Origin of the sequence: Paracoccus sp. MKU1, assembly GCF_001447385.1 — a bacterium.
GTDB lineage: Bacteria > Pseudomonadota > Alphaproteobacteria > Rhodobacterales > Rhodobacteraceae > Paracoccus.
In genome coordinates this window covers 33,338-58,880 of record NZ_LLWQ01000207.1, presented here as the reverse complement: position 1 = coordinate 58,880, position 25,543 = coordinate 33,338, and the positions used below count along the sequence as shown (strand labels likewise).

The following is a 25,543-nucleotide window of genomic DNA, read 5'->3' as shown; positions in this document are numbered from 1 at the left end:
GACCGCCGCTCAGGCAGCGCCCAGCAGGCCGAACAGGGTCCCCGTGCCGCCGCCGTCGCCCAGCCGGTCCACCGCCTTTTCCAGATCGGCGGCGCGAACCTCGCCCAGAACCGGCGCGGCATAGGCGCGGAACTTGGCGCGCACCGCATCCATCGGCGCCGGTGCCTCGGGGTCGCCCGCCGCCTCGGTCGGGCCGGAGTCCAGCACCCGGCCGTCCTTCATCACCAGCCGCACATCGGCGAACCGGCGGGCCGGGAAGGCGGCATTGAAATCCTCGCGCTCGCTGACGGTCATGCCGGCGGCAAGGCTGCGGATCAGCGGGTCGGCCAAGCCGTCCTCGGCCACGTCCGCGGGATCGACGCGGCCCCGCACCAGCGCCACGGCGGCGGGGTAGGCGGTGGAATACTGCGCCTCTTCGGTGCTGGCCGGATCGCGGGCGGCCAGGCGGCGGGACTGGTGGAAGGTGGCGATCTCGATCCGCTCGACCTGATCGGCGGTCACCCCATGCCGCGCCCGCAGGTCCAGCACCGCCTGCACGGAGGGCTGCGCCCAGCGGCAGACCGGCCAGGGCTTGAAATACTGCTCGGCGATGCGCCAGTTCGTGCCCAGATCGGCCCAGAGGTCGGCGACATCCGCGCCCTCGACGGTGATCGCCGGGGCGCCGGTAAAGCCCGCCGCCGCCAGATAGGCGGCCGAGACCCCGGCCATCGCGCCCCAGCCCGAGCCGTCCTTGACCATGGTCGGATGGTCGATGCACCGCATCATCTGGCTGCGCGGGCCGTGATATTCGGCGATGCCCACGGCCTCGCGCGTCCGCGCCGCGTCCAGCCCCAGCACCCGCGCGCCCAGCGACGCCGCCGCCACCGCGATCCAGGCGCCCGAGGTGTGATAGTCGCAGGCGGTGCGGTGCAGGGCGATGCCCGCGCGCGTCCCGATCTCGTATCCGACGACCAGCCCGGCCAGAAGCGCGCGGTCATCCGTCCGTCCCTCGGCCTGCATCAGCGCCAGCAGCGCGGGCAGGCTGCCGCAACCGACATGGCCCTTGGTCAGCTTGTGCCCGTCATGGCCGTCCAGCGCGTCGATGGTCATGCCGCCCGCCAGCGCCGCGCCCGCCGGGCTGACCCCGCGGCCGTCCATCAGCATCGGGGCCGCGCGGCCCCCCGCGCCGAAATGCGCCGCCGCATGGTCGCGGATGATGCGCGACAGCCGCGTCCGGCTGCCGCCCGCCGCGACCCCCAGCAGGTCCAGAAGCCAGCGGCGGCCAAGGTCCAGCACCGCATCCGGCATGTCCTCCGCGCGCATGTCGTGCAGGAAATCGTGAAAATTCGATGGCATGATGCTGTCCTCAACAGGCCGGCTGCGGGGCATGGCGCGCGACCAGCTCGCGCCGGAGCACCTTGCCGCTGGGGTTCAGCGGCAGGCTTTCCAGGAACTCGTAGCGGCGGGGCCGCTTGTAGGGCGCCAGAGCGTCGCTGGCCTTGCAGAACGCGTCCAGGTCCTGCGCGCTCAGCGCCGGGTCCGAGCGGACTACGAAGGCCGTCACCGCCTGGCCCCATTTCTCGTCCGCCAGCCCGACGACCGCCACCTCCTGCACGCCATGGCAGCGATAGAGGATCTCCTCGACCTCGCGCGGATGGATGTTCTCGCCGCCCGAGACGATCATGTCATCGGCCCGGCCGTGGAAGTAATAGAACCCGTCCCGGTCCTGGCTGAACAGGTCGCCGGTATAGATCCAGCCCGCCTTCAGCTTCTTTTGCGTCTCGAACGGGTTGTTCCAATAGCCCTGCATCGCCTGCGGGCCGCGCACGATCAGCTGGCCCACCTGTCCGCGCGGCACGGTTTCCGAGGGCGGCACCTCGCGCTCGGGGTCGTCGGTCACGATCCGGCATTCCGAAATCAGCGTCGGCTTGCCGCAGGACCCCAGCTTGCGCAGCGCGTCCTGCGGATGCAGCACCAGCGTCAGCGACGCCTCGGTCATGCCGTAGCCGTTGAAGATCGCCGGGCAGAACTCGGCCATCACCCGCTCCATCGTGGCGGCGGAAATGGCCGCGCCGCCGGTGGTGATCAGCCGCAGCGAGGAGAGGTCCTGATCGCGGAAGCGCGGGTGGAACAGCATTTTCTGGATCTGGGTGGGCACGGCGAACAGCGTGGTGATGCGCTCGGCCGCGATGGTGTCCAGCGTCTTTTCCGCCTCGTAGCGGCCGATCACGACATTGGTGCCGCCGACCAGCAGATGCGGAATGAAATAGGCCTGCATGCCGCCCACATGGTAGAGCGGCGCGATATGCAGCGCCTTGTCGGTGTGGTTCAGCGAATATTCCATGACGCAGTTCATCGCGATGGCGATGTCGTTGGCATGGGTGTGGATCACCCCCTTGGGCCGCCCGGTCGTCCCCGAGGTATAGACCAGCGAGGAAATCGCATCCCCCGGGGGAATGATGCGCGGCTCGTCCCGGTCCGCGGTCTGCTCGGCCAGGGTATCGAAATGCAGATGGCCGGCGGGGATATGCGCCCGGTCATAGGCGCAGCCGATGAAATCGTGGACCGAATGCATCTGCGCCGCGATCCGTTCGACGTTTTCGGTCAGGCTGCGGCCATAGATCAGCACGCGGGCGCCGGAATCCCGCAGGATATAGGCGGCCTCGCCCGCCGAAAGGCGGAAGTTCATCGGCACCGCCACCGCGCCGAGCATCTGGCAGGCGAAATAGGTCGTCACCGAGTTTTCCGAGGTCGAGACATAGAAGGCCACGCGGTCCCCCGGCCGCACCCCCAGATCCGACAGCGCCTGCGCAAAGCGGCGCACGCGGGCCAGCCATTCGGCATAGGTCCAGCGCCGGTCCTCGAAGACCAGCGCCAGGTGATCCGGGTAGCGGTCGGCGGAAGCCTCCAGAATGCGGGCGATATGCATAGGTCTCTCTTGCTGTCACAGATTGGGACGGATCGCCGGCATCTCGCGCGCCGCGATCAGGTATTTGCACATCTCGGAGCTGCCGCCGACGATGGGCAGCGCGCGGGCATCGCGGTAAAGCTGCTCGGCCCGGCCGTATTGGCGGGTGACGCCGTCGCCGCCGAGGATCTGCACCGCGCGGTCCGAGCAGAAGACGGCGGTCTCGGTCGCGACCAGCTTGGCCTGGCTGGCCTCGCGCATCAGGTCCTTGCCGCCGATGCCGTCGTCATACATCCTGGCCGCCCGCTGGGTAAGCAGTTCGGCCGCGTCTATGCGCCAGCTCATCTGCGCGATCATGTCCCAGATCAGCTGTTTCTGGCCCAGCCTCTCGCCGAAGCTGACGCGGCTTTGCGCATGGTCCCGCGCCAGGTCGAAGGCCGCCCGCGCCACGCCCAGGCCCGAGCCGCCCAGGATCACCCGCTCGAAGTTGAAGGCCCCCAGCATGATGCGGAAACCGGCATTCGCCTCTCCCAGCAGGTTCTCCTCCGGTACCCGCACCCCGTCCAGCGCCACCTCGCCCACGACCGAGCCGCGCCGGCCCATGAAGTCATAGATGCGGGGAAAGGACAGGCCGGGGGTATCGGAGGGAACCAGCACCGCGCTCATGCCCCTTTGCGGGGCGGCGTCGGGATCGGTGATTCCCCAGACGATATAGACATCGGCCTTGGTCGCGTTCGAGATATAGCGCTTGAACCCGTCGATCACCCATTCGCGGCTGGCTTCGTCAAAGCGGATCGCGGTCTCCATGCCGGCGCTGTCCGAGCCGACATTCGGCTCGGTCATGCAGATCGAGCCGACGGCGCGGCCCTCCAGGATCGGCGTCAGGTAGCGTTCGCGCAGCGCCGGGCGGGCATGGCGGTGGATCGGGTAGGCGCAGGACAGGGCCGTGGCGATGGTCGTCTCGAAGGCATAGTTCAGATAGGCGGCCTCTTCCGAGACGATCACCGCTTGGGTCAGGCCGGGCCGCGACAGGCCGCCGGTATAAAGGTCGGGGAACATCAGCTTCAGATAGCCGGCCTCGCCCAGGGCCTGCGCGACCTCCAGCTGGGCCGCGAAATCCTGGTCGCGCTCGATCCGGTCCACGCGCGGGGCCAGTTCGCGGGCCAGGAAATCGCGGATCTCGGTGCGGAAGGCCCGGTCCTCGTCATTCAGGAGGAAATCGCGCATCGTCGTCTTGCCTCATTCGCGGACGAAATCCGGGACGCCCAGGGTGTCGATCAGCCGCGCCGTCTCGCGCTGGACCAGCGCCAGGTTGCTGTCGCGGACGGTGGGCAGCAGGTGGCGCGCGCGGCGCAGCACGTCGTAATCCAGCGTGGCGGAGATCATCTCATCGCCGGAACCGGCGACGACCAGTTCGCGCCCGAAGGGATCGATGATGCGCGAACCGCCCCAGAAGGTCAGGTCGCGCTCGGTCCCGGTGCGGTTCACCATGACGACCGGGGCGCCGTAGATCATCGCATAGAAGCGGCAGGTCAGCGCCCAGCCGCCGGGATTGTCGAAATCGGCGCCCACCGCCTCCTCGCCGGAGCTGACCGGGCAGATCAGCAGGGTGGCGCCATGCAGGAAGGCCAGATGGGTCAGCGCCGGGTTCCAGACATCGGCGCAGATCAGAAGGCCCGCGCGCCAATGCCCGTCCAGTTCGCAGGTCTCGACGAAGCGGCCGGGCGCGTAATGCTTGCCCTCTTCCAGCTTGCCATAGGTGGGCAGGTTCACCTTGCGGTGCAGATGGATCATCCGCCCGTCGCACAGGATCGCAGCCGCGTTGTAGAATTGCGCGGCCGGCCCTTCCTCGATGAAGCCCAGCGTCACGGCCATCGGGCCCGCCGCCTCGGCCAGCCGCTTCAGCCGCGGGTCCTTGCGCGACATGGCGGCGTCGAGCAGATGCTCGGACCCGTAATGGCCGGTCAGGGACAGTTCCGGCATGACCAGCATGTCCAGGCCCGCCTCGCGTCCCCGTGCGATCCAGTGCAGGTGGCGCTCCAGATTGGCATCGACATCGCCGATCTCGCTGGAGAACTGCGCGGCGCCGATGGTGATCGTCTTGCTGGTCGTCATCGCCTTCGGCCCTTTCGCATCGCCGCCCAGCCGGCAGGGGCGCATGCCGCCCCCGCCGGCCCGCCTCAGTTGAGGCCGTTGTCCTGCAAGAACTTCGCCGCCGCGTTCTCGACCGAGACCTTGTCCACGTCGACGCTGGCATTCAGCGCGGCCATGACCTGATCGTCCAGCTTGGCCGCCACCCCGTTCAGCAGATCGCCGATATCGGGATTCGCCTCCAGCACCTCGGTGCGGATCACGGGTGCCAGCGCATAGCTGGGGAAATAGCCCTGGTCGTCCTCCAGCACGGTGAAGTCGAAGGCGGGAATGCGGCCATCGGTGGCAAAGACCAGCCCCACATCGACCTGCCCGTCCCGCAGCGCCTGATAGACCAGCCCGGTATCCATGCGCTTGACATTGGCGCGGCCGAACTCGAAGCCATAGGCCGTCTCCAGCGGTTTCAGCCCGTCCGGGCGGGCATAGAATTCGGCGTTCGAGCCGAAGGTCAGGCCCTGGCCGCCGTTGATCGCCCCCGCCAGGTCGGAAATGGACGCGATGCCCTTTTCGCTGGCATCCGCCGCGCGCATCGCCAGGGCATAGGTGTTGTTCGCCTCGGACGGGTTCAGCCAGACGATGCCCTTCTGGGCGTCCAGTTCCTTGACCGTGTCATAGGTCTGCTGCGGGTCCAGCTTTTCCTCGATGTTGTTGTAGGTGATGAGCGAGGTGCCGGTATATTCCCAATAGACGTCGATCTGGCCGTTCTCCATCGCCTGGCGCACCGCGGCCGAGCCCATGCCGGCGCGGTTGTCGACCCTGTGGCCGTTCGCCTCCAGCACCTGCTGGGTGATGGCGGACAGGATCTGCTGTTCGGTGAAGTTCTTGCCGCCGACGACGATGTCGGCCGCCTGCGCGCCGGTCGCGAACGCCGCGAGGGCCAGTGCCGCAAGGCCGGATTTTATGGTGATGTTCATTCTGTTGGCTCCCTTTGGTTGTTGGTTATTGTTCCGCCTTATCGAAGCGGATTCACGCCCTTGGGGATCAGCCGCAGTTGCGCCTGTCCCATCAGGAAATCCACGGCCACGGCCAGCGCCGCCGTCGGGATCGCGCCCGCCAGCAACATGCCCGTGTCCATCAGGTCGATGCCGGTGAAGATCAGTTCGCCCAGGCCCCCGCCGCCGATCAGGAAGGCCAGCGGCGTCGTGCCCACGTTGATCGCCAGCGCCGTGCGGATGCCCGAGAAGATGACATAGAGCGCATTCGGGATCTCGACCCGCATCAGGACCTGCCGCTGCGTCATGCCCATGCCGGTCGCGGCCTCCTTCAGATGCGAGGGCACGGCCAGCAGCCCGGCATAGGTATTGCGCACGATGGGCAGCAGCGAGGCCACGAACAGCCCGAAGAAGGCCGGCGGAAAGCCGATGCCCAGAAGCGTCATCGACAGCGCGATGACGGCGAGCGTCGGGATGGTGGTGCCGATGTTGAAGACCTGCATCACCGTCTCGGCATAGCGCTCCATCGAGGGACGCGACAGCCAGATGCCCACCGGCACACCCGCCAGGATCGCCGCCCCGCCGGAACTGGCGACCAGGAACACATGCTGGCGCGTCAGATAGGTGATGTCGTCCCAGTATATCGCCATCTGGTCCAGCAACCCCGAGGTCGCCACCCAGATGCCCAGCAGGAAGACCAGCGGCATCATCGCCATGCGCCCGAGACCGAGCCAGCGTGTCATGACGCCTCCTGTTCCGGTCTTGCGCCCTTGTCGGGGCCATAGGTCGCGCGCAATGCCGCGGTCACGTCCGGCTGGGTGATGACGCCCGCGAAACGGCCGTGGTCGTCGGTGCAGGCCAGCCACATCGTGTCATGCGCGAACATTTCCGAAACCACGGCACGCAGGTCGGCGCGGACCGGCACGGTCGCGGGCAGCGGATGGGCGAAGTCCCGGACCGTGCCCGAGGCGCCGGCCATTTCCTCGGCGGTCACGAAGCCCACCGGGCGGCGGTCGCTGTCGATGACGACGGCGCGGCGCGCCTTGGCGACGGTCAGCTGGTGCAGCGCGTCGGACACTTTGGTCGACCGCGCGGTCACCGGCACCTCGGCGGAGGCCACCTCTTCGGCCGTGACCAGCCGCAGCCGCTTGAGCGTGCGGTCGGCGCCCACGAAATCGGCGACGAAGGCATTGGCGGGATGGGCCAGGATCATGTCGGGCGTGTCGTATTGCTCGATCCGGCCGGCGCGGAAGATGGCGATCTTGTCGCCCATCTTCACCGCCTCGTCGATGTCGTGGCTGACGAACATGATGGTCTTCTTCAGCTCGGCCTGCATCTTCAGGAACTCGTCCTGGATGATCTCGCGGTTGATCGGGTCGATGGCGCCGAAGGGCTCGTCCATCAGCATCACCGGCGGATCGGCGGCCAGCGCCCGGATCACGCCGACGCGCTGCTGCTGGCCGCCCGACAGCTCCTTGGGGTAGCGGCGCAGGAACTGGCGCGGGTCCAGGCCCACCAGGTCCAGCAGGTCGGCGGCGCGCTGCCGGGCCTTGCGGATGTCCCAGTTCAGCAGCCGGGGGACGACGCAGATGTTTTCCTCGATCGTCATGTTCGGGAACAGGCCGATCTGCTGGATCACATAGCCGATATTGCGGCGCAGCTGAATGTCGTCCAGCTGCGAGGTGTCTTCGCCGTTGATATAGATCTTGCCGCTGGTGGGCGGGATCAGCCGGTTGATCATCTTCAGCGCGGTGGTCTTGCCGCAGCCCGAGGGCCCCAGCAGGATGCAGATCTCGCCGGTGGGCACTTCCATGTTCACCCGGTCGGCGGCCACGATGTCGGCGCCGGGGGTCTTGAATCTCTTGGTCAGGTCTTCGAGTCGGATCATCTGCTAAGGTCCTTGCTCGGAAGCGTCAGCGTTTCAGCCCGGCCGGGGTCAGCCGCTTCTGCAATTGCAAAAGCGCCCAGTCGGCCAAGATGGCGAGAAGGGAGACGGCCAGCGCGCCGGTGATCAGCTGGCGCGGATCGGTCTGCGAGATGCCGCGCGCGATCAGCACCCCCAGACCGCCGGCGCCGATATAGGCGGCGATGGCCGCGACGCCGATATTCATGACCACCGCGGTCCGCACGCCCGCCATGATGACCGGGATCGCGATGGGGATCTCCAGCCGGGTCAGCCGCTGGAACGGCGTCATGCCCATGCCCGTCGCCGCCTCGCGCAGCGCCGGATCGACATTGGTGATGGCGGTATAGGTGTTGCGCACGATGGGCAGCTGCGAATAGAGCAGGATCGCGATCACCGCGGGCAGCCAGCCGATCCCCTGGCCGATCTTGGACAGGATCGGGATCATCAGCCCGAAAAGCGCGATCGAGGGGATCGTGACGATGATCGAGGCGACATAGAGCACCGCATCCGCGACGCGCCGGTTCTGGGTGATGGCGATGCCGATGGGCACGCCGGTCAGGATCGCCAGCCCCACGGCCACCGCGACGATCGAGATGTGCTCGCCCGCCAGACGCAGGATCACCGGCCAGTTATTCGCAATGAAACCAAATATTTCCATATCCCTCTTTCCCTCGGGCAGAGATGGGGGCCTGATCAGCGATATCCCGAAATAGCCCGGTTGGGATGGCATCAAGTTGCGCCGATTCGTCATTGGCTTGCACGAATCCGTCGTAAAGACGGTTCAGGCGCCATTGAACCGGGGCGGAGATCATCCCTCCACCGGATCGCATATCGCAAGGCTGTCGCATGATCCCATCCTGCAACAATTCCGGCCGCAGGACCACCCCGCCGCAGCGAAGCCCGGTTCGGCCGTGAAGTCGCCAAGCTTCCAGTCCGCGTTTCCGTCCCGAACGGCTGCACCGCGCTTGGTGTCCCGGTCACGGATGCCGTGGAACGGCCCAGTCCGAGGAAAGGCGGAGCCTTCCCAGCCCATTCCGGCAACAGAGGCATCTTTCAGCGGTCGGAGACTGGGGCGCAGAGATTTCAAATAAATAGAACAAAACATATGAAATTATATAATTGTGAGCATGATTCAGCTCCGATAATGTGAGGGGGACCGCATGAGGAGGCTTGCGGTCAGCCAATATTCAGTCAGCGCTCGGCATTCAGTCGGGGCATGTCGGATCAACCCGGCATCCCGCCCGGCCGATCATGAGGGCGATGACGGTCAGGGAGGGTGAATGCAGCACGCTGTGCGTCTGGACAATGTCGACATCAGTTTTGGAGCGGCGGGGAAAACTGTATTTCGCGCGGTGGCCGGTGCCAGTCTGAGCGTCGAAAAGGGAGAGTTCGTCGCAATTGTCGGCCCGACAGGCTCCGGCAAATCGACCTTGCTGAACGCCGCCGCCGGATTGCTGAAGCCTTCGGCCGGCACCGTCGAGATCCAGGGCCAGCCGCTGGAGGGGCTCAACAAGCGCGCGGGCTATCTGTTCCAGGCCGATGCGCTGATGCCGTGGAAGACCTCGCGCGACAACGTGGCCATCGCGCTGGAAATCTCGGGCACGCCGCGGCGCGAAGCCCTGGAGCGGGCCGAGGACTGGCTGGAGAAGGTCGGCCTGAAGGGCTTCGGGCACCGCTATCCCCACATGCTTTCCGGCGGCCAGCGCAAGCGCGTCGCCATGGCGCAGGTGCTGATCCGCGACCCGGAAATCCTGCTGATGGACGAGCCCTTCGGCCCGCTGGACGCGCAGACCCGGCTGATCATGGGCGACCTGCTGCTGGACCTTTGGCAGCAGGACCGCAAGGCGGTGATGTTCGTGACCCACGATCTTGAGGAAGCCATCGCGCTGGCGGATCGGGTGGTCATCATGTCGACGGGACCGGACGCCAAGCTGATCGGGGATTTCACCATTCCGCTGGCGCGGCCGCGGGACGTGTCCGAGATCAAGCTCTCCCCCGAGTTCCAGGAGCTGCACCGCGACATCTGGCACCTGCTGAAGGAGCAGGTGCTCAAGGCCTATGGCAACCAGAACCGGGAGGAGCGGGCATGAGCAGAACCGTCCTGACAACCCTGCAAGTCCTTGTGGCGGTCATTGCCGTGGCGCTGTGGTGGGTGATCACCCAGACGTCGATCCTGGGCGATCCGGCGCGGATCCAGTTCTTTTTCTCGACCCCCGCCGACGTGTTCTGGCAGATCGTGGCATGGTTCAGGAGCGGCGAGATCTGGCGGCATCTGTGGATCACGCTGATCGAGGCGGCGCTGGCCTTCGTCATCGGCGCGGTGGCCGCGATGATCGCCGGGTTCTGGCTGGCGCGCCGGCCGAAGCTGGCCGCGGTCTTCGACCCCTATGTCAAGGCCGCCAACGCCTTGCCGCGCGTGGTGCTGGCGCCGATCTTCACGCTGTGGTTCGGTCTGGGCATCTGGTCCAAGGTGGCGCTGGGGTTCACGCTGGTTTTCTTCATCGTCTTCTTCAACGTCTATCAGGGCGTGAAGGAGGTGAACCGGACCGTGCTGCAAAACGCCCGCATGCTGGGCATGACCGAGCGGCAGCTGCTGCGCCATGTCTACCTGCCCTCGGCGCTGAGCTGGGTGTTTTCCTCGCTGCATGTCTCGATCGGCTTTGCTGTGGTCGGCGCGGTGGTGGGCGAGTATCTGGGGTCTTCCGCCGGGCTCGGCTATCTGATCGCGCAGGCCGAGGGCATGTTCGACATCGCCGGCGTGTTCGCGGGAATGTTCGTCCTTTCGGCCTTTGTCCTCCTGATCGACTGGGGGGTGACGATGGTGGAAAGGAAGCTGCTGGTCTGGCAGCCCGACAACAATCACTGAAGGGAGGAGCAAAGATGACGATGCTCAGGACTATCCTTGCGGCGGCGCTGGTGGCGGGCGCCACGCCCGCGGCGGCCGAAACCGTCAAGATCGCGATCGGCGGTGCCAGCTGCGTCTGCTACATGCCTGTCGTCCTGGCCGAGCAGCTTGGCCTTTACGAAAAGCACGGGGTCGATGTCGAGCTCGTGGATTTCAAGGGCGGTTCGGCGGCGCTGAAGGCCGTGGTCGGCGGCAGCGCGGATGTGGTCTCGGGATATTACGAGCACACCATCACGCTGGCGGCCAAGCGGCAGGAGCTGTCCTCGTTCGTGCTGATGGGGCGGCTGCCCGGCATCGCCGTGGCTGTGGCGCCCGGCAAGACCGACGAGGTCAAGACGATCAAGGATCTTGCCGGCAAGACCGTGGGGATCAGCGCGCCGGGTTCCTCGACTGACTTCTTCCTCAAATACATGCTGTCGCAGAACGGGCTGGACCCGAATGCCGCCTCGGTCGTCGGGGTCGGCGTCGGCGCCACCGCGGTCGCGGCGCTGGAGCAGGGCCGGATCGATGCGGTGGTCACGCCCGATCCGGCGATCACCCAGCTTCAGACACGACATGCCGACCTGCCCGTGCTGGTCGATACCCGCAAGGCGGCGGATACCCATGCCCTGTTCGGCGCGGACTATCCCGGCGCGGCGCTTTATACCCGCACGGAATGGCTCGACCAGCATCCCGAACAGGCCCAGGCGCTGGCCGCCGCCATCGTCGAGACGCTGGAATACATCCACAACACCCCCGCCGAGGAGATCGCGGCGAAGATGCCGCCCAATCTCGTCGGCGCGGACAAGCAGGTCTATATCGAATCGCTGAACAACAGCATGGAAATGCTGTCGGAAACCGGGCTGGTGGATGCGAAGGGTGCCGAAGCGGTGCAGACGATGCTGAGCTTCAACCTGCCCGAGGTCGCCGGTGCCAAGATCGACCTCAGCAAGACCTATACCAACGCCTATGTCGAAAAGGTCGCGGCGCAGAAGTGAGCCGGTGAAACCGATGCAGAAGCCCCGTCCATTCGGACGGGGCTTTCGTCATTCCGCCTCGATCAGCCTTGCCGGCCAGATGCCGTCGTTGACGGCGCGGACCATCAGGTCGCGGATCAGGTCGCGGATCGTCTCGAGCGCGATGGTCGGCGGCCGGTCTGTCTGCTCGCAAAGATAAAGCGTCCTCGTCAGCGTCGGCGAGATGATCGGCCGCCAGTGCAGCCTGCCGGACTTGATCTCGTCGCCCATGAACAGCGTCGTCCCGATGGTGCAGCCCAGGCCCTCGCGAACGGCCCCGGAAATCGCATGGACCGAGTTCATTTGCAGCTGGCTGGTCGCGTAGATCTGTTCGAGGGTCTTGTGATGGTCCAGCAGCGCCCGCGCCGCCATGCCCTGGCGCAGCATGATGATCTTGAAATTCAGCAGTTCCGATACTGTCACCGGCTCCGATCCGCTGCCGATGATCTCGCGCTTGCCGATCAGGACCAGATCCTCCTCCAGGATCGGCGTGGCCTTGAAGGTGCTGGTCAGTGGCGGATTGTAGGCCAGCCCCAGATCGGCGTCCGCCGAGGACAGGTGCAGCAAGGTGGTGCTGGAAAGGCTTTCGATCATGTTGAGTTGCAGGTTCGGATAATCCTCGACCACGACCTTGGCCAGCTGGACGCCGATGGCCTGGATCGCGGAATAGGCCATGGCCAGCGATACCTCGCCCGAAACATTGTCGCGGAAGGTGGACAGGTCCCTTTTCGCCACCTCGACGGTCTTCAGGATCGACCGGGCATGGAAGTAAAGCCGTTCGCCCGCCGCCGTGGCCTCGAGGCCGCGCGACTTTCGGGTAAACAGCGGCGCGCCGATCTCGGCCTCGAGATTGGCGAGGTGGTAGCTCAGCGCGGAAACGGCGATCCTCTCGGCATCCGCCGCCGCCGACAGGCTCTTGTTGTCGTAGATGCTGCAAAAATACCGCAATTGCTTCAGGTCCAAGAGCGCCTCGCATGGGTGCTAATTTTTAGAACGTATCTATAAGTATTATATAATTGTAAGAATAGATGGGCAATCCTATCCTGTCGCCGATGGTATGGGAGGCCGCATGACCGCCGAGTTCAAGCCCCTGGAGGGGATCCGTGTCGTTGAGATGAGCCATATGGTGATGGGGCCGAGCTGCGGCATGTTCCTGGCCTTCCTGGGGGCCGAGGTGGTCAAGGTCGAGCCGCCCGGGGGCGACAAGACACGCCAGTTGACCGGCATGGGCAGCGCGTTCTTTCCATTGTTCAACCGCCGGAAGAAATCCGTCGTCCTGGACAGCCGCACGCCGGCCGGCAAGGAGGCGCTGAACCGGCTTCTGGCCTCGGCCGACGTGTTCATCGACAACTTCAAGGACAGCACCTTGCAAGGCATGGGGCTGGATGCCGAAACCCTGCACGAACGCTTTCCGCATCTGATCTGCGCCAGCCACAAGGGTTTCCTTTCAGGCCCTTACGAGAGGCGGACGGCGCTTGACGAGGTGGTGCAGATGATGTCGGGCCTTGCCTACATGACCGGCCCCAAGGGGCGGCCGCTGCGCGTCGGCACCTCGGCCAACGACATCATGGGCGGGCTGTTCGGCGCCTTCGCCGTCATCGCGGCGCTGTTCGAGCGGGGCAAGACCGGCGAGGGGCGGACCATCCGCGTCGGCCTGTTCGAGAATTGCCTGCTGCTGGTCTCGCAGCACATGGTGCAGTTCGAGCTGGAGGGCAGGGATCCCGAACCGATGCCCGAGCGGGCGTTCAGCTGGCCGATCTATGACGTGTTTGCCGATGCCGAGGGGGGGCAGATCTTCATCGGCGCGGTCAGCGATGGCCATTGGACCCGGCTTTGCGCCTATCTCGGCCTCGACGAGCTGCTGGGGCATCCCGAGTTGCAAAGCAGGATGGCACGCATCGACGCCCGCTCCTGGGTGGTGCCCCTGGTTGCGGCGGCGGTCGCAAGGCGCCCCATGGCCGAGCTTTTGCCGGCGCTGGAGAAGATGGAAATCCCTTTTGCGCCGGTGGCCAAGCCCTCGGATCTGTTCCGCGACCAGCATGTCATGCGGCAGGGCGGGCTCGCCTCGTCGCAGACCGCCGATGGCCGGACCTTCCGGGCGCCGGCCTTGCCGATCGAGATCGACGGCGCCTCGCTGGCCGGCGGGGGTGATGTGGACAGCATCGGCGGGCATAACGCCGAAATCCTCGGCAGTCTCGGCCTCTCGCCCGAGGAAGTGGCGGCCGCCGCCAAGGCGCCCTCGGGCGAGGCGGCGTGACATGGCCGGCCCCGCATGCGCCACCGGCAGGCAGGTTTCCGTGACCGAGGTTTCGCCGCGCGACGGCCTGCAATCCGAAAAGGTCTTCGTCCCGACCGAGGACAAGATCCGGCTTGTCGAAAGCCTTGTCGCCGCGGGCATCCGTTCGGTCGAACTGACATCCTTCGTATCGCCGCGCGCCGTGCCGCAGATGCGCGATGCGGCCGAGCTGGTGCGGCATTTCCGGGGCCGGGCCGGTATCCGCTTCAGCGCGCTGGTGCCGAATCTCCGCGGTGCCGAAGCGGCTATCGAGGCGGGAATCGATGCCGTGGTGATGTTCGCCTCGGCCTCGGAAAGCCATAACCTGAAGAACGTGAACCGTTCGCGCGCCGATTCGATGGACGGGTTTCAGCAGATCGCGCGCCTCGCCGAAGGCTCCGGCGTCGCGCTGCATGGCGCCATCGCCACGGCCTTCGGCTGCCCCTTCGAAGGCGACGTGTCCGTGGGCCGACTGGCCGATCAGGCCATGCGGTATCGCGACCTCGGCATCTCGCGGATCACCCTGGGGGACACGACCGGGATGGCGACGCCCGGCAATGTCGTGCCGGCGCTCGATGCCTTGCGCAAGGCGGTCCCCGATGTCGGCATCGCGCTGCATTTCCACAACACGCGCGGCGTCGGTCTTGCCTGCGCCTATGCCGGCCTGCTGCATGGGATCCGCGATTTCGAGGCCAGCGTGGGCGGGATCGGCGGCTGTCCTTTCGTTCCGCGCGCGACCGGCAATATCGCCACCGAGGATTTCGTCTACATGTGCGAGGAATCCGGTTTTCCGACCGGGATCGACCTCGGCAGGCTGATCGAGGCCGCTGGCACCGCCGAGCGGATTCTGGGCAGGGAACTGCCCGGCCAAGTCATGAAGGCCGGGCCGCGCCTGGCGCTTTCCAGCATGGACGCCGTCAGGACCGCCAATGGCTGAGCCCGGGACGGGCATGGCCGGGCATATACTTTTCTGTCCGGAAATCGTCCTCCATGCGGCTTTCCCTCATAACGAATGGCCGGTGCCCGGCTTTCGAAGAAAATCCGACGCATCATGGCGTTCCCAAAGCTGCTCGGCCGGCTCGCCCGAGGTCTTGTTGACCATGATGCCGCGCTGCACGGCGGGACGCGCGGCGATTTCGTCATACCAGCGGCGGACATTTCCATAGATCCCGGCATCGAGGAAGGTCGCCGCGTCGCCATAGACCTTGCCCGCGATCACCTGCCCATACCAGGGCCAGATCGCCATGTCGGCGATGGAGTATTCGTCGCCGGCCATGAAGCGGTGATCGGCCAGATGCCGGTTCAGCACGTCGAGCTGGCGCTTCGCCTCCATCGCATAGCGGTCGATGGCATATTCGATCTTGACCGGGGCATAGGCATAGAAATGCCCGAAGCCGCCGCCGAGGAAAGGGGCCGAGCCCATCTGCCAGAACAGCCAGTTCAGCGCCTCGGTCCGCGCGCCGGGATCACGGGGCAGGAAGGCGCCGAACTTCTCGGCCAGATAAAGCAGGATCGAGCCGGATTCGAACACCCGCCGCGATGGCGTCACCGAGTGGTCCATCAGCGCCGGGATCTTGGAATTCGGGTTCACCGCGACGAAGCCGCTGCCGAACTGATCGCCATCGCCGATGCGGATCAGCCAGGCGTCGTATTCGGCATCGAACCCGGCTTCCAGCAGCTCCTCCAGCATGATCGTGACCTTTTGCCCGTTGGGCGTGGCCAGCGAATAGAGCTGCAAGGGGTGCTTGCCGACCGGCAGCTCCTTGTCATGGGTCGGCCCGGCGATGGGGCGGTTGATGCTGGCGAACTCGCCACCGTTTTCCTTGTCCCATGTCCAGACCCTGGGCGGGGTATAATCGTCGCTCATGACCTCTCCTGTCGCTGTCAGACCTCAAGATGTGGGGGAGGGCTGACAACTTCAACGTCATGGCCTCTGCGCTTGATGCTCCGTGACACTCTCGGGTCGATGAGAGGCGCTTAGCGCGCCTCGTTCACGATGCGGATCTGGGTGAACTCGGCCAGCCCCTCCTCGGCAAATTCGACGCCCAGCCCGGACTGCTTGGCGCCGCCGAAAGGAATGTTCGGTCCGAAATCCAGATGCTTGTTGATCCAGACCGTGCCGCTTTCGATGCGCTCGGCGACGCTGCGGGCCAGGTCGCGATCCTCGCCCCAGACCGATCCGCCAAGACCGAGATCGATGCCGTTGGCGCTGGCCACCGCCGATTCCACGTCCTCGAAGCGGATCACCGGCAGGATCGGGCCGAACTGTTCCTCGTCCACGATGCGGTCGCCGTCCTTGACATCGGCGACGATGGTCGGGCGGATGAAATAGCCCGGCCCCTCGGGCAGCGCACCGCCGGCGATGATGCGGCCGTCGGCGCGGGCCGAGTCCAGGAAGCCCTTGACCTTCTCGAACTGCATGCGGTTTTGCAGCGGGCCGATGGTGGTGCCCTGCTGCAAGCCGTCGCCGACCACGGCGGCCTCGGCCAGCTCGGCCAGCCGGGCGCAGACTTCCTCGTAGATCGAATCGTGGACATAGGCGCGCTTGATCGCCAGGCAGACCTGCCCGGCATTCATGAAGGCGCCGGCGAACAGCCCCGGTGCGACCTTGGCCGGATCGGCGCCCGGCAGCACGATGGCCGCATCGTTGCCGCCCAGCTCCAGCGTCAGCCGCTTGATGGTCGAGGCGGCGCTGGCCATGATCTTCTGCCCGGTCGCGGTCGAGCCGGTGAAGGATATCTTGGCGACATCGGGATGGCCGGTCAGCGCCGCGCCCAGGTCGTTCTGGTCGGTGACGATGTTGACGACGCCCGGCGGCAGGATCCCGGCCATGATCTCGCCCAGGCGCAGCGTGGTCAGCGGCGTGGTCGGCGCGGGCTTGACCACCATGGTATTGCCGGCCAGCAGCGCCAGCGGCAGCTTGAAGGCCACGATCAGCACCGGGAAGTTCCACGGGATGATCGCCCCGACCACGCCCAGCGGCTTGCGGAACTGCCGCACCAGCCGGCTGTCGCTGTCCTCGATCACCTTCACCGGCAGGTCGTAGCCCGCCAGATGGCGGATGAAGGCGCAGGTATAGGCGATCTCGGCCTGCGCCTCGGGCAGCGGCTTGCCCTGTTCCTGGGTCAGCAGCCGGGCGAATGCCTCGGCCTGCGCCTCCAGCTTGTCGGCGATGGCCAGGATCAGCCCGCGCCGCTCCTCGATCAGGCGGGCGGCCCAGGCCGGGAAGGCGGCCTTGGCCGCCGCCACCGCCGCGTCGAGCTGCGCCGCCGAGGCACGGGGGGCTTCGGCCAGCAGCTGTTCGTTGGCCGGGTTCACGACCTCCATGGTCATGTCGCCCGCGACCAGCTGGCCGTCGATCAGCAATCGGTATTCCGTCATTTCTTCCTCCCCAAGAGCGTCGGGCAAGTCTGGGGCAAAAGGGCGGGCCGATTCTTGCCATATCCGGCCAATTCGCGAGGCCGGAAGGGTGCGGGCGGAAATCTGGCCGGAAATGTCAAATCCACAACTGCCTGATTTTGCGGCACGATCCTGGAAAGCGGCGGATTTGTAACGGTTTTTCGCAAGCCCCGTCCCAAGGGGCGCGCGGGGCGGGATTCTTGGGGATCGTCCGGCGGATATGCTACACTTTGTCGCAACAGGGAAATAGCCGGGGCAAGGCGCGACACAGCGGCCACTCGGCGCAGCCACGGGAAATGCCATGCAAGGGTCATGGATTCGCGGAGCCATAGCATTCATGCTGATCGGGTCCGAGGCGGACGGCGCCCCGGCAGCTCCGGCGCCGGCGATGCCCTTGCAAACCTTCGTCAACCATCTTGAACAGGAGCGTGCGGCCAGCAGCGACGGCCTGCGCTCATGGCGCTCGGGCGAGGCGATGGAGCTTTCCGCCATCGGCATCCTGGGCGATGCCGTCGCCCCGCGCCGCACGCTGGGCGAGGCGCTGCGCATTTTCGCCCGCGGCTTTCCGGTGCTGCAATCGAACAGCCGCGTCTCGCTCGAGGTGATCGGCGACGAGGCGCATGTCTGCTACCGGGTGCTCGACCCGCGCATCTGGCCGCGCCGGGCGGATACCGAACTGACGCTGGGGCTGATCCGCGGCATCTGCGACCGCTACGCCGTGCCGAACGGCGCGATCCAGGACCTGTGCTTCGAACATCAGCCGGATCGCGACCTGCGGGTCCTGGCGCGTCACCTCGGCCGCACGCCGCGCTTCGGCCAGGACGAGAACCGCATCGTGTTTTCCGCAAGGGTGCTGGGCAACACGCTTTGCGCCGAGCCGGGGGGCGATGCCATGGCGAGTTCGAAACGGCTGGACGGCGCGCTGATCGAGCTGCGCCGGCAGACCCCGGTCGCGCAGCGGGTGCATGAGCTGATCCTGAGCCGGATGGATCGCGGCATGGTCAACCAGAGCCATGTCGCCGCCGAGCTTGGCATGTCCGAACGCTCGCTGCGCCGGGCGCTGGCGGCCGAGGGCCAGCCGTTCCACGAGATCCTGGAGGAATGCCGGCGCATCCACGGCTTTGCGCTGCTGGTGCGCAGCGACCGGCTGTTCGGCGAGATCGCGTTGCTGCTGGGCTATTCCGATCAGACCGCCTTTTCGCGCGCCTTCTCGCGCTGGTATGGCGCCTCGCCGCGCGAGCTGAGGAAGATGGGCGCCGAGGAGGTCAGCGTGATCCGCTGATCGAACCGCCCCTCGCGCGCCGGGCCGCTATGGGCGATGAAGATGCGCGTGGCATCGGCACGCCGTGCCTCGATGGCGGCGAGGATGCGCCGGCAGGCGGCATCGTCGATTTCCGAGAAGGCTTCGTCGAAGATCAGCACCTCGGCCGGCCGCAGCAGCGCGCGGGCGATGGCGATGCGCTGGCGCAGCCCGCCCGACAGATTGGCGCCGGTTTCGCTGACCGGCGTGGCAAGCCCGGCCTCGGCCCGCGCCCATCCGGCCAGGTCGGCGGCCTCCAGCGCCTGCCACAGCGCGGCGTCGCCCGCATCCGGCGCGGCCAGGCGCAGGTTCTCGGCCAGCCTGCCGCGCAGGATCGCCGGGCGCTGCGCCAGATGGGTGATGCGCGCGGCGAGCGCCAGCGGGCGCAGATACGCGACCTCGGTGCCGGCAAGCCGCACCGATCCCTCGGCCAGCGGCGCGTCGCGGGTCAGCGCGGCCATCAACCGCGACTTGCCGATCCCCGACGGCCCATCCAGCAGCACGCGCTGGCCGGGCTGGATGGTGGCGGTTACCGAATGATGCGCCGCGCCCTCGGCCCGGGCCTCGCGCAGGGCGATGGTCAGCGGTCCGGGCGGCGGTTCGGCGCCCGTGTCGGGACGGGCCGAGGCGATCACCGCGCCCAACCGGTCCGCCGCCACCCGCGCCCGGGCCTGCGCATGGTAGAGGCCCAGAAGGTTGCGCAGCGGCCCAGACATCATCCCGGCATAGGCAAGGAAGGCGACCAGCGTGCCGATCTGCCATTCGCCGCGGACCACCTGCCAGCCGCCGACCAGCAGGATGGTGCCGCGCAGGATGGCGGTGATGGTCTGGCTGACCGCGCCCACCGTCTCGGACCAGAGCCGCTGGCGGGTCAGCCCGGCGATCTGCGCCTGCTGCGCGGCGCCGAAGCCCGCCGCCCGCTGGTCCAGCGCGCCCAGCCCGCGCAGGGTGGCGCGGGCCGACAGCGTCTCGGCCATCTGCGCGGAAAGCGCGCCGCGCTGGCCGCGCACATCCTCGGCCAGCGCGCGGGTCCGGGGCCGAGCGCGGGACAGGAACCACAGCTCGAAGGGGGCGGCCAAGAGCGGCAGGACCGCCATGCGCCAGTCCAGCGCGATCATCAGCCCCAGCCCGCCGGCCAGCCGAAACAGCGCGCCAACCGCGACCAGGCCCGTGTCGAAGGCAAAGCCCTGGATCTCGGCGCAGTCCCCGTCCAGCCGCGCCATCGCTTCGCCCAGCGGCAGGTCGGGGCGGGCGGGGTCGCGCGCCAGGGCCGCGTCGAACAACCGGCCGCGCAGGTCGGCTAGCATCCGGGCCGAGGCGCGCAGGTGCAGCATCCCGTTCACCATCCCGAAGCCCACCGCGCCCAGGCCGAGCGCAAAGGACAGCCCGGCCCAGAAGATCAGCGCGCCCATGTCCCGCGCCATGATGCCGGCGTCGATCACCTGCCGGGTCAGCATCGGCATGGCCAGCCCCAGCGCCACCGCGGCAAGCGAGGCCGCCAGCACCAGCAGCCCCGAGGGCAGGGCGCGCGCCATCACCGGCGCCAGCCAGCCCGCCGCCTCGGGGTCGAAGATCAGCCGGGCAAGGCGGGCGGCCAGCCTATCCATGGCCGCGTTTCCGTTCCGGCCCGTGATGGACCGCCCGCGCCGCCAGCGCGGCGATGGCGGCAGGGCCGTCCAGCCGCCCGGTCCTTGCCATGATCGCCGCCAGATGGCCGGCGATGCGCGCCGCGCCCAGGCTTGCCCCGCCCATCCCGGACGGGCCGTGCTCGGGCGAGTTGCACCAGGCGCCGAACAGCGCCGGGCCCAGTTGCGACAGATCATCCCAGCCGCAGCGCGCATCGCCGGTGGCGGCGATCACGCCGGGATAGGCGGCGGGAAAGCAGGGCGCGCCGCGGGCCGGATGCGCCGCGACCAGAACCGCGCCGCCGGCCACCAGCGCCTCGCAGGCCCGGCGCAGCGGCGCCCGGTCGGCGCTCAGGCCCAGGCTCATGCAGATCACCTCGGGCCGCGCCGCGCCCATGGCGGCGAACCAGCGCAGCGCGGCGGCGACGCGCAGCGCGCTGGTGACAGGCCGGTCGTCGAAGACCTGCGCATGGATGATCGCCGCGCCCGGACAGGCGCGGCGGATGATCGCGGCGACGGCGGTGCCGTGGCCCAGCCGGTCGGGCAGGGCGGGGACGGCCGAGCCGTCGGCCATGAAGGCGCGGGCGTCCTCGGCCTGGTCCTCGGGGCCGGGTCCGCTGTCGATCACCCCCACCCGCAGCATCTCATTCGTCCCGCGTGAACAGCCGCACCGAGGCCAGCGACATCGAGGCATTGCCGGGCAGGTCGACCTGGCCCTTCTTCTCCAGCGTCTCGGCGTCATAGGCGGCAAGGTCGCCAAGCGCGCCGCCCAGCCAGACCGTGCTGCCGTCGGTCGAGACGTTCACCGAATAATAGCTGTGCGGCAGCGCCACCCGCTTGATCGAGGCGTTCTTTTCCAGGTCGAAGCTTTCCAGCACGTTATAGGCGCCGAAGGCGCGGGTCTTGGCCGGGTTCACCGCGGTCGAGAAATAGAACACGTCCATGATGCGGATTTCGCGCATCGCCATCTCGCCGGTCTCCAGGTCCATGGTCAGCAACCCGGTGCGATAGGCTGTCGGGTCGGCCGGGTCGATGTCCTTGCGCGCGGTGTAGAAGGGCGCCGCCATCACGCCCGAGCTTTCGTGCTGGTTCCAGACCGCCAGCACGTCGGGCTGGGCATAGGTCTCGGCCTGCCAGCTCTGGATCGGCTTGTCCTCGATCAGCGCACCGGTCTCGGGGTCCATGACATGCAGGTCGCGGCCCAGCCCGTAGAGCTTCGAGCCGTCGCGGGCCCAGGCCAGCATGGTGACCTGGCGCGGCGCCTCGAACACCTTGCGCCGTTCCAGAGTCTCGGCGTCGTAAAGCGCGATGCGGGTGGGCTGGACCTCGAAATGCGTCAGTTCCAGCTTCACCGGGCTTTCATAGATCGCCAGCGTCTTGCCGTCGGGGGAAAGCGCGGCGCCGAACAGGCTTTTCACCCGCTCCTCGGGGGTGGACAGGTCGATGCGGCCCAGCGTCTCGCCGGTCACGAGATCGACCTTGACCAGGCTTTCGGACTTGTTGACCGTGGCATAGGCGATCCTGCCGCCCGGCGCGACCATCGGCACCATGGGCGTCGGGCCGGCGTCGTCGATCTCGATCACCTTCTCGACCGCCATCTTCTGGGTATCGACCACGACCAGCTTGTTCGGCCGCGCCGGGGCCAGGATGTAGTCATGCGCGGCAGCCGGGCCGGCCAGCGCCAGCGCCGCCGCAAGCATCAGGGATTTGCGCATCAGGACGAGCCTTTCGTTTCCGGGAACACCGATTGCAGCTTGCGCCAGTCCTGCATGACGTCGTCGGCGCCGGCGCTCCAGTTCGGATAGGTGTTCAGGGTGTCGGCCACCTGCGCCGGCCACCAGCAGGGATCGGCGCAGCCATACAGGTCGGCCTCCATCGGCTGGCACAGGTTCGAGACGGCGCCGAAGGCGTCCACCTCCCAGCCGGGGTCGAAGGAGGTGGTGCAGCCGACCAGCGAATTCATCGCCACGACCTCCTCCTCGCGGCCCAGGGCCTCGGCTTCGACGAAGGCCTTCGCCTTGGCGTTGGCGGGGATCAGATGTTTCATTGGAGAACCTCCCTTGCTGGGCCGGACCGGGTGATCCGGGGTTCCAATTGGCTGCGGAAGAAGGACGGGTTGGCCTGCATGATGCGGACATAGGATTCGATGCCGAAATCGACCCAGTCCCGCATCAGGTCGCAGTAATGCCAGACCGGCGCGAAGGGATCGCCTTGCCGGGCATAGCTTTCGTGATAGCAGCCGCCGGCGCAGATACTGCGGATGCGGCAGGTCTTGCAGCCGAAGGCGCTGCGGTCCTGTGCGGTCTCGATGAAACCGGCGAGCTTGGGGATGTCGATGCCGGTTTCGACATTGCCATAGGTCGGCTGGTTCGAGCCGACGAAGCGGTGGCAGAGGTGCAGCTCGCCCTCCTTGTCCACGGCGAGCATGCCCAGCCCGGCGCCGCAGGGCACGGCCTTCTTGGTGCCCTGGGCGATATCGGTCAGCAGTTGGTGCATGTTGGAAAAGCCGATGTTCTCGCCCCGGCAGGCGGCCTCGACATAGCGCCGGCCGAGGGTCTTCATGTCCTCGAAGGCGCGCTTCAGCGCCTCCTGGTCCAGGTTGAAGACCGCGATCGGCCCCGAGGTCGCCGGGCCGAAGCCGACCTCGTGAAAGCCCAGTTCGTTCTTCAGGTGGTCGTGGATGCCGATGACGTCGGTCACGCCGCGCGTCAGCGTCACCCGCACGCCGACCGGGCGCGAGCGATAGCGCGCAAGCAGCATCCGCACATTGCGCGCCACCAGGTCATAGGTGCCCTTGCCGCCCACGGTCTTGCGGTTCGCGTCATGCAGCGCCTTGGGCCCGTCCATGCTGACCGTCAGCGCGAAGCGATGCGCGTAGAACCAGTCCACCAGTTCCGGCGTTAGCAGCGTGGCATTGGTGGTCAGCGAGAAATCGACCGTCTTGCCGAGTTCCGCCGCGCGCGGCAGGGCATAGGCCACCACCTCGCGGATCAGCGGCATGTTCGACAGCGGCTCGCCGCCGAAGAACACCACGTTCACCCGGTCGCGGGCCTGGGCCTGCTTCAGCAGCAGCTCGAAACTGGCGCGCGCCGTCTGAAAGCCCATCTTCTGGCCCTTGGCCGGGGTGGTCAGGTCCTCCTTGTAGCAATAGGTGCAGGCGAGGTTGCAGCCGGTATTCACGTTCAGGATGATGGTCGAGAGCGGGATCTCCTCGACCTTCACCACCGGGCGGGGGATGTCCGCCGCATCGGCATCGCGCAGGATGTCGAGCGCCAGGAAGCTTTGCAGGCATTCCGACAGCGTGTCGGGGCCGTGTTGGGGGCCAAGCTCGGCGCGCATCAGATCGGGATCGACGGCGGGCGTCCGCCGGAACAGGTCGTAGACGTCGCGCGCCACGCCGTCGAGCTCGAACAGGCTGGTCGTCGGCACATGCATCAGCATCGCGTGGCCGTCGACATCGACGCGGTGGGCATTGTGGCGGATCAGGGTCAGGGCTCCCATGGCGTCACCGGATCGGCGCATCGACAAAGCGCTGGACCGTGGCGTAGAGATGCGCCTCGGCGGTCAGCGGCTGGTCGTCGGCGGTGACGGTCGCGATCACCTTCAGGTTGCCGGCATTGTTGGTCTGCATCGGGCGTTCCGGGTTCGGCCCGGCATCGGCCGGCGTGAACAGGCCGGTATCGTCGATTGAGCCGGCATATTTCGCGTCCTGCATCTTTTCCGCCTCCTCGTCGAAATTGTCGGTGGCCCAGCTGGCCGGGAAGGCGCCCAGGGCGATGTCGTCCTCGGTCCCGGCTTCGCCGTCGGGGCCGTTCAGCCAGCCCATCGCCTCGAACTGCGCGGGCACCTTGGGGATCGGGCCGCCATTGCCGCCGATGCGGGCGATGGTCATGTCCGGCACGATGCTGATGCGGTCGGGCCGGTCATAGGCCACCAGCTCGACCTTCTGCCCGCCCAGATCCAGGCTGACCGGGCCGGGCGCGCCGCTGGCGGTCAGCTTCAGCACCGTCACGCCGTCCCCGGCGCTTTCCACGCTGCCGGTAACGCCTTCGGGCAGGGTCAACGCATCGCCCAGGCCGGTGCCCGCGACGCGGACCCGCGTTTCCTCGCCGATCTTCAGCCGTGCGGGGGCGGCCGCCAGCACCTGCGGCGCGCCGTCCGCCTTCACCGCCGCCAGCCTTCCGCCGATCACGTCGCTGTCGGCATGATACCAGCGGCCCGAGAAGCGGCCGTCCTCGAAGGCCATGACCTGGCGGATGGTGGTCTCGCCGTCGCTCAGCGTCGCCCGCCATTCGCCGGCGCCGAGGATGCGGCCGGTGCCGGCAAAGCTCCGGCTGCCATCGGCGAAGTCGAGGGTCATGGTCACCTCGTAATCCTCGCCCGCCTTCTTCAGCGCCAGCCGGCCGGTATAGTCGCCGCGCCCCGGCTGCCGCCCGGCCAGCACGTAATCGCCCGAGGCATCGCCGGCAAAGGCGGCCGGCGCCTCGCCCAGCGGATAGGTCTTGGCGAGGAAGGGGATGATCTCGGCCTGGGCGATGCCCCACCAGTCGCGGTCCCGCGCCAGCGCCTGATATTCCAGCGTCGGGAACTGGCCGAGGTGGAAGTTGACCAGATGCTTCCAGTCCTCGGGCGTGCGGCGTTGCAGCGCCACGCGGGCATAGGAATGGCAGCGGCCGCAGGTCTGGGTCATCAGCGTATCGGGGCCCTCGTCCCAGGCCACCGGCTCGCGTTCCAGGATGTAGCGGCGTTCCTCGGTTTCGGCCAGGGTCAGGCCGCGGGTGTCGGAAAGATAGCGCACCACGGCCGCGCGCTCCTCGGGTTCCAGGGCGACGCCGTGGTTGCGCATCATCCGCGTCACGGTCATGTCCCAGCCCTCGGGCGTCTTGCGGGCGGCGTCGATGCGCTCCCATCGGCCGTCCTCGTGCTTGACATGGCAGGCGGCGCAGGCGTTCTCCAGCACCTCCTCGCCGGTCACCGCCAGCGCCGGGGTGGCGGCAAGGGCGGCGACAGAGACCAGCGCGGTTCGGGTAAGTGGCTTCATCTGGCGGCTTCCTCTGGCTCGTCGGGGATGACCCGATTGCGATGGGATCCAGAAAAGCGCCGGGGGGCGGCAGGTTTCTTGTCATTCCCGGCCAGAGTCGCGGCAGATCGTCGCGCCGCGCCGATTT

At 67.4% G+C, this 25,543-nt stretch carries 23 protein-coding genes; 6 read left to right on the top strand and 17 right to left on the bottom strand.

Features of this window, described 5'->3' with window-relative positions:
• Positions 1 to 9: 9 nt before the first annotated feature.
• The 8 genes from AQY21_RS21045 to AQY21_RS21010 all read right to left on the bottom strand — a co-directional run bounded on the left by AQY21_RS21045 (position 10) and on the right by AQY21_RS21010 (position 8,534).
• Positions 10 to 1,335, bottom strand: a complete 1,326-nt coding sequence (locus tag AQY21_RS21045; protein WP_058099551.1) for an MmgE/PrpD family protein — start codon at positions 1,333 to 1,335, stop codon at positions 10 to 12.
• A 10-nt stretch (positions 1,336 to 1,345) separates the two neighbouring features.
• Positions 1,346 to 2,908, bottom strand: coding sequence for a class I adenylate-forming enzyme family protein (locus tag AQY21_RS21040; RefSeq protein WP_058099550.1), 1,563 nt, complete (start codon positions 2,906 to 2,908; stop codon positions 1,346 to 1,348).
• A 15-nt stretch (positions 2,909 to 2,923) separates the two neighbouring features.
• Positions 2,924 to 4,114, bottom strand: a complete 1,191-nt coding sequence (locus AQY21_RS21035) for an acyl-CoA dehydrogenase family protein (RefSeq protein ID WP_058099549.1) — start codon at positions 4,112 to 4,114, stop codon at positions 2,924 to 2,926.
• 12 nt (positions 4,115 to 4,126) lie between these two features.
• Positions 4,127 to 5,002 (bottom strand): nitrilase-related carbon-nitrogen hydrolase, encoded by an 876-nt coding sequence (locus AQY21_RS21030; protein WP_058099575.1) that lies wholly within the window; start codon positions 5,000 to 5,002, stop codon positions 4,127 to 4,129.
• 65 nt (positions 5,003 to 5,067) lie between these two features.
• The gene (locus AQY21_RS21025) at positions 5,068 to 5,952 is read right to left on the bottom strand and encodes a glycine betaine ABC transporter substrate-binding protein (protein WP_058099548.1); all 885 of its coding nucleotides are present in this window, start codon (positions 5,950 to 5,952) and stop codon (positions 5,068 to 5,070) included.
• A 38-nt stretch (positions 5,953 to 5,990) separates the two neighbouring features.
• Positions 5,991 to 6,713 (bottom strand): ABC transporter permease, encoded by a 723-nt coding sequence (locus AQY21_RS21020; RefSeq protein WP_058099547.1) that lies wholly within the window; start codon positions 6,711 to 6,713, stop codon positions 5,991 to 5,993.
• Positions 6,710 to 7,858, bottom strand: a complete 1,149-nt coding sequence (locus tag AQY21_RS21015) for a betaine/proline/choline family ABC transporter ATP-binding protein (protein ID WP_058099546.1) — start codon at positions 7,856 to 7,858, stop codon at positions 6,710 to 6,712. The genes AQY21_RS21020 and AQY21_RS21015 overlap by 4 nt, the downstream gene beginning before the upstream one ends.
• Positions 7,859 to 7,883: 25 nt before the next feature.
• Positions 7,884 to 8,534, bottom strand: coding sequence for an ABC transporter permease (locus tag AQY21_RS21010; RefSeq protein WP_058099545.1), 651 nt, complete (start codon positions 8,532 to 8,534; stop codon positions 7,884 to 7,886).
• A 622-nt stretch (positions 8,535 to 9,156) separates the two neighbouring features.
• Between AQY21_RS21010 and AQY21_RS21005 the strand changes: the two genes are divergently transcribed.
• The 3 genes from AQY21_RS21005 to AQY21_RS20995 are packed head-to-tail and all read left to right on the top strand — an operon-like array spanning position 9,157 to position 11,758.
• The gene (locus tag AQY21_RS21005) at positions 9,157 to 9,966 is read left to right on the top strand and encodes an ABC transporter ATP-binding protein (protein WP_058099544.1); all 810 of its coding nucleotides are present in this window, start codon (positions 9,157 to 9,159) and stop codon (positions 9,964 to 9,966) included.
• On the top strand, positions 9,963 to 10,742 hold the full coding sequence (locus tag AQY21_RS21000; RefSeq protein ID WP_058099543.1) for an ABC transporter permease: 780 nt from the start codon (positions 9,963 to 9,965) through the stop codon (positions 10,740 to 10,742). The genes AQY21_RS21005 and AQY21_RS21000 overlap by 4 nt, the downstream gene beginning before the upstream one ends.
• A gap of 14 nt (positions 10,743 to 10,756) precedes the next feature.
• Positions 10,757 to 11,758 (top strand): ABC transporter substrate-binding protein, encoded by a 1,002-nt coding sequence (locus tag AQY21_RS20995; RefSeq protein ID WP_058099542.1) that lies wholly within the window; start codon positions 10,757 to 10,759, stop codon positions 11,756 to 11,758.
• 48 nt (positions 11,759 to 11,806) lie between these two features.
• Here AQY21_RS20995 and AQY21_RS20990 read toward each other — a convergent pair whose 3' ends face one another.
• The gene (locus tag AQY21_RS20990) at positions 11,807 to 12,739 is read right to left on the bottom strand and encodes a LysR family transcriptional regulator (protein ID WP_058099541.1); all 933 of its coding nucleotides are present in this window, start codon (positions 12,737 to 12,739) and stop codon (positions 11,807 to 11,809) included.
• 106 nt (positions 12,740 to 12,845) lie between these two features.
• Here AQY21_RS20990 and AQY21_RS20985 point away from each other — a divergent pair, with 106 nt between their 5' ends.
• Positions 12,846 to 14,033, top strand: a complete 1,188-nt coding sequence (locus AQY21_RS20985) for a CaiB/BaiF CoA-transferase family protein (RefSeq protein ID WP_058099574.1) — start codon at positions 12,846 to 12,848, stop codon at positions 14,031 to 14,033.
• Position 14,034: 1 nt separating this feature from the next.
• Positions 14,035 to 14,988: a hydroxymethylglutaryl-CoA lyase gene (locus tag AQY21_RS20980; protein WP_058099540.1), complete on the top strand. Its 954-nt coding sequence runs from the start codon at positions 14,035 to 14,037 to the stop codon at positions 14,986 to 14,988.
• A 66-nt stretch (positions 14,989 to 15,054) separates the two neighbouring features.
• Here AQY21_RS20980 and yghU read toward each other — a convergent pair whose 3' ends face one another.
• Positions 15,055 to 15,918, bottom strand: coding sequence for a glutathione-dependent disulfide-bond oxidoreductase (yghU, locus tag AQY21_RS20975; RefSeq protein ID WP_058099539.1), 864 nt, complete (start codon positions 15,916 to 15,918; stop codon positions 15,055 to 15,057).
• A gap of 110 nt (positions 15,919 to 16,028) precedes the next feature.
• Positions 16,029 to 17,432, bottom strand: coding sequence for an aldehyde dehydrogenase family protein (locus AQY21_RS20970; RefSeq protein ID WP_058099538.1), 1,404 nt, complete (start codon positions 17,430 to 17,432; stop codon positions 16,029 to 16,031).
• A gap of 355 nt (positions 17,433 to 17,787) precedes the next feature.
• Here AQY21_RS20970 and AQY21_RS20965 point away from each other — a divergent pair, with 355 nt between their 5' ends.
• On the top strand, positions 17,788 to 18,732 hold the full coding sequence (locus AQY21_RS20965; RefSeq protein WP_238986847.1) for an AraC family transcriptional regulator: 945 nt from the start codon (positions 17,788 to 17,790) through the stop codon (positions 18,730 to 18,732).
• On the opposite strand, the gene AQY21_RS20960 is transcribed toward AQY21_RS20965, so the two are convergent.
• Genes AQY21_RS20960 through peaA form a run of 6 tightly spaced genes read right to left on the bottom strand, consistent with a single transcriptional unit; the run spans position 18,636 to position 25,416 of the window.
• The gene (locus tag AQY21_RS20960; RefSeq protein WP_058099536.1) at positions 18,636 to 20,357 is read right to left on the bottom strand and encodes an ABC transporter ATP-binding protein; all 1,722 of its coding nucleotides are present in this window, start codon (positions 20,355 to 20,357) and stop codon (positions 18,636 to 18,638) included. The two genes, AQY21_RS20965 and AQY21_RS20960, sit on opposite strands and share 97 nt — an antisense overlap.
• Positions 20,350 to 21,018, bottom strand: coding sequence for a S8 family serine peptidase (locus tag AQY21_RS20955; protein ID WP_058099535.1), 669 nt, complete (start codon positions 21,016 to 21,018; stop codon positions 20,350 to 20,352). Before AQY21_RS20955 ends, AQY21_RS20960 begins: the two co-directional genes overlap by 8 nt.
• Position 21,019: 1 nt before the next feature.
• Positions 21,020 to 22,090 carry a quinohemoprotein amine dehydrogenase subunit beta gene (gene peaD, locus AQY21_RS20950; RefSeq protein WP_058099534.1) on the bottom strand — a complete coding sequence of 357 codons (1,071 nt, stop codon included), beginning with the start codon at positions 22,088 to 22,090 and terminating at the stop codon, positions 21,020 to 21,022.
• The gene (gene qhpC / locus AQY21_RS20945) at positions 22,090 to 22,422 is read right to left on the bottom strand and encodes a quinohemoprotein amine dehydrogenase subunit gamma (RefSeq protein ID WP_018001313.1); all 333 of its coding nucleotides are present in this window, start codon (positions 22,420 to 22,422) and stop codon (positions 22,090 to 22,092) included. The genes peaD and qhpC overlap by 1 nt, the downstream gene beginning before the upstream one ends.
• Positions 22,419 to 23,876, bottom strand: a complete 1,458-nt coding sequence (gene peaB, locus AQY21_RS20940; protein ID WP_058099533.1) for a quinohemoprotein amine dehydrogenase maturation protein — start codon at positions 23,874 to 23,876, stop codon at positions 22,419 to 22,421. Before peaB ends, qhpC begins: the two co-directional genes overlap by 4 nt.
• 4 nt (positions 23,877 to 23,880) lie before the next feature.
• Positions 23,881 to 25,416 (bottom strand): quinohemoprotein amine dehydrogenase subunit alpha, encoded by a 1,536-nt coding sequence (peaA, locus tag AQY21_RS20935; RefSeq protein WP_058099532.1) that lies wholly within the window; start codon positions 25,414 to 25,416, stop codon positions 23,881 to 23,883.
• Positions 25,417 to 25,543 lie beyond the last annotated feature (127 nt).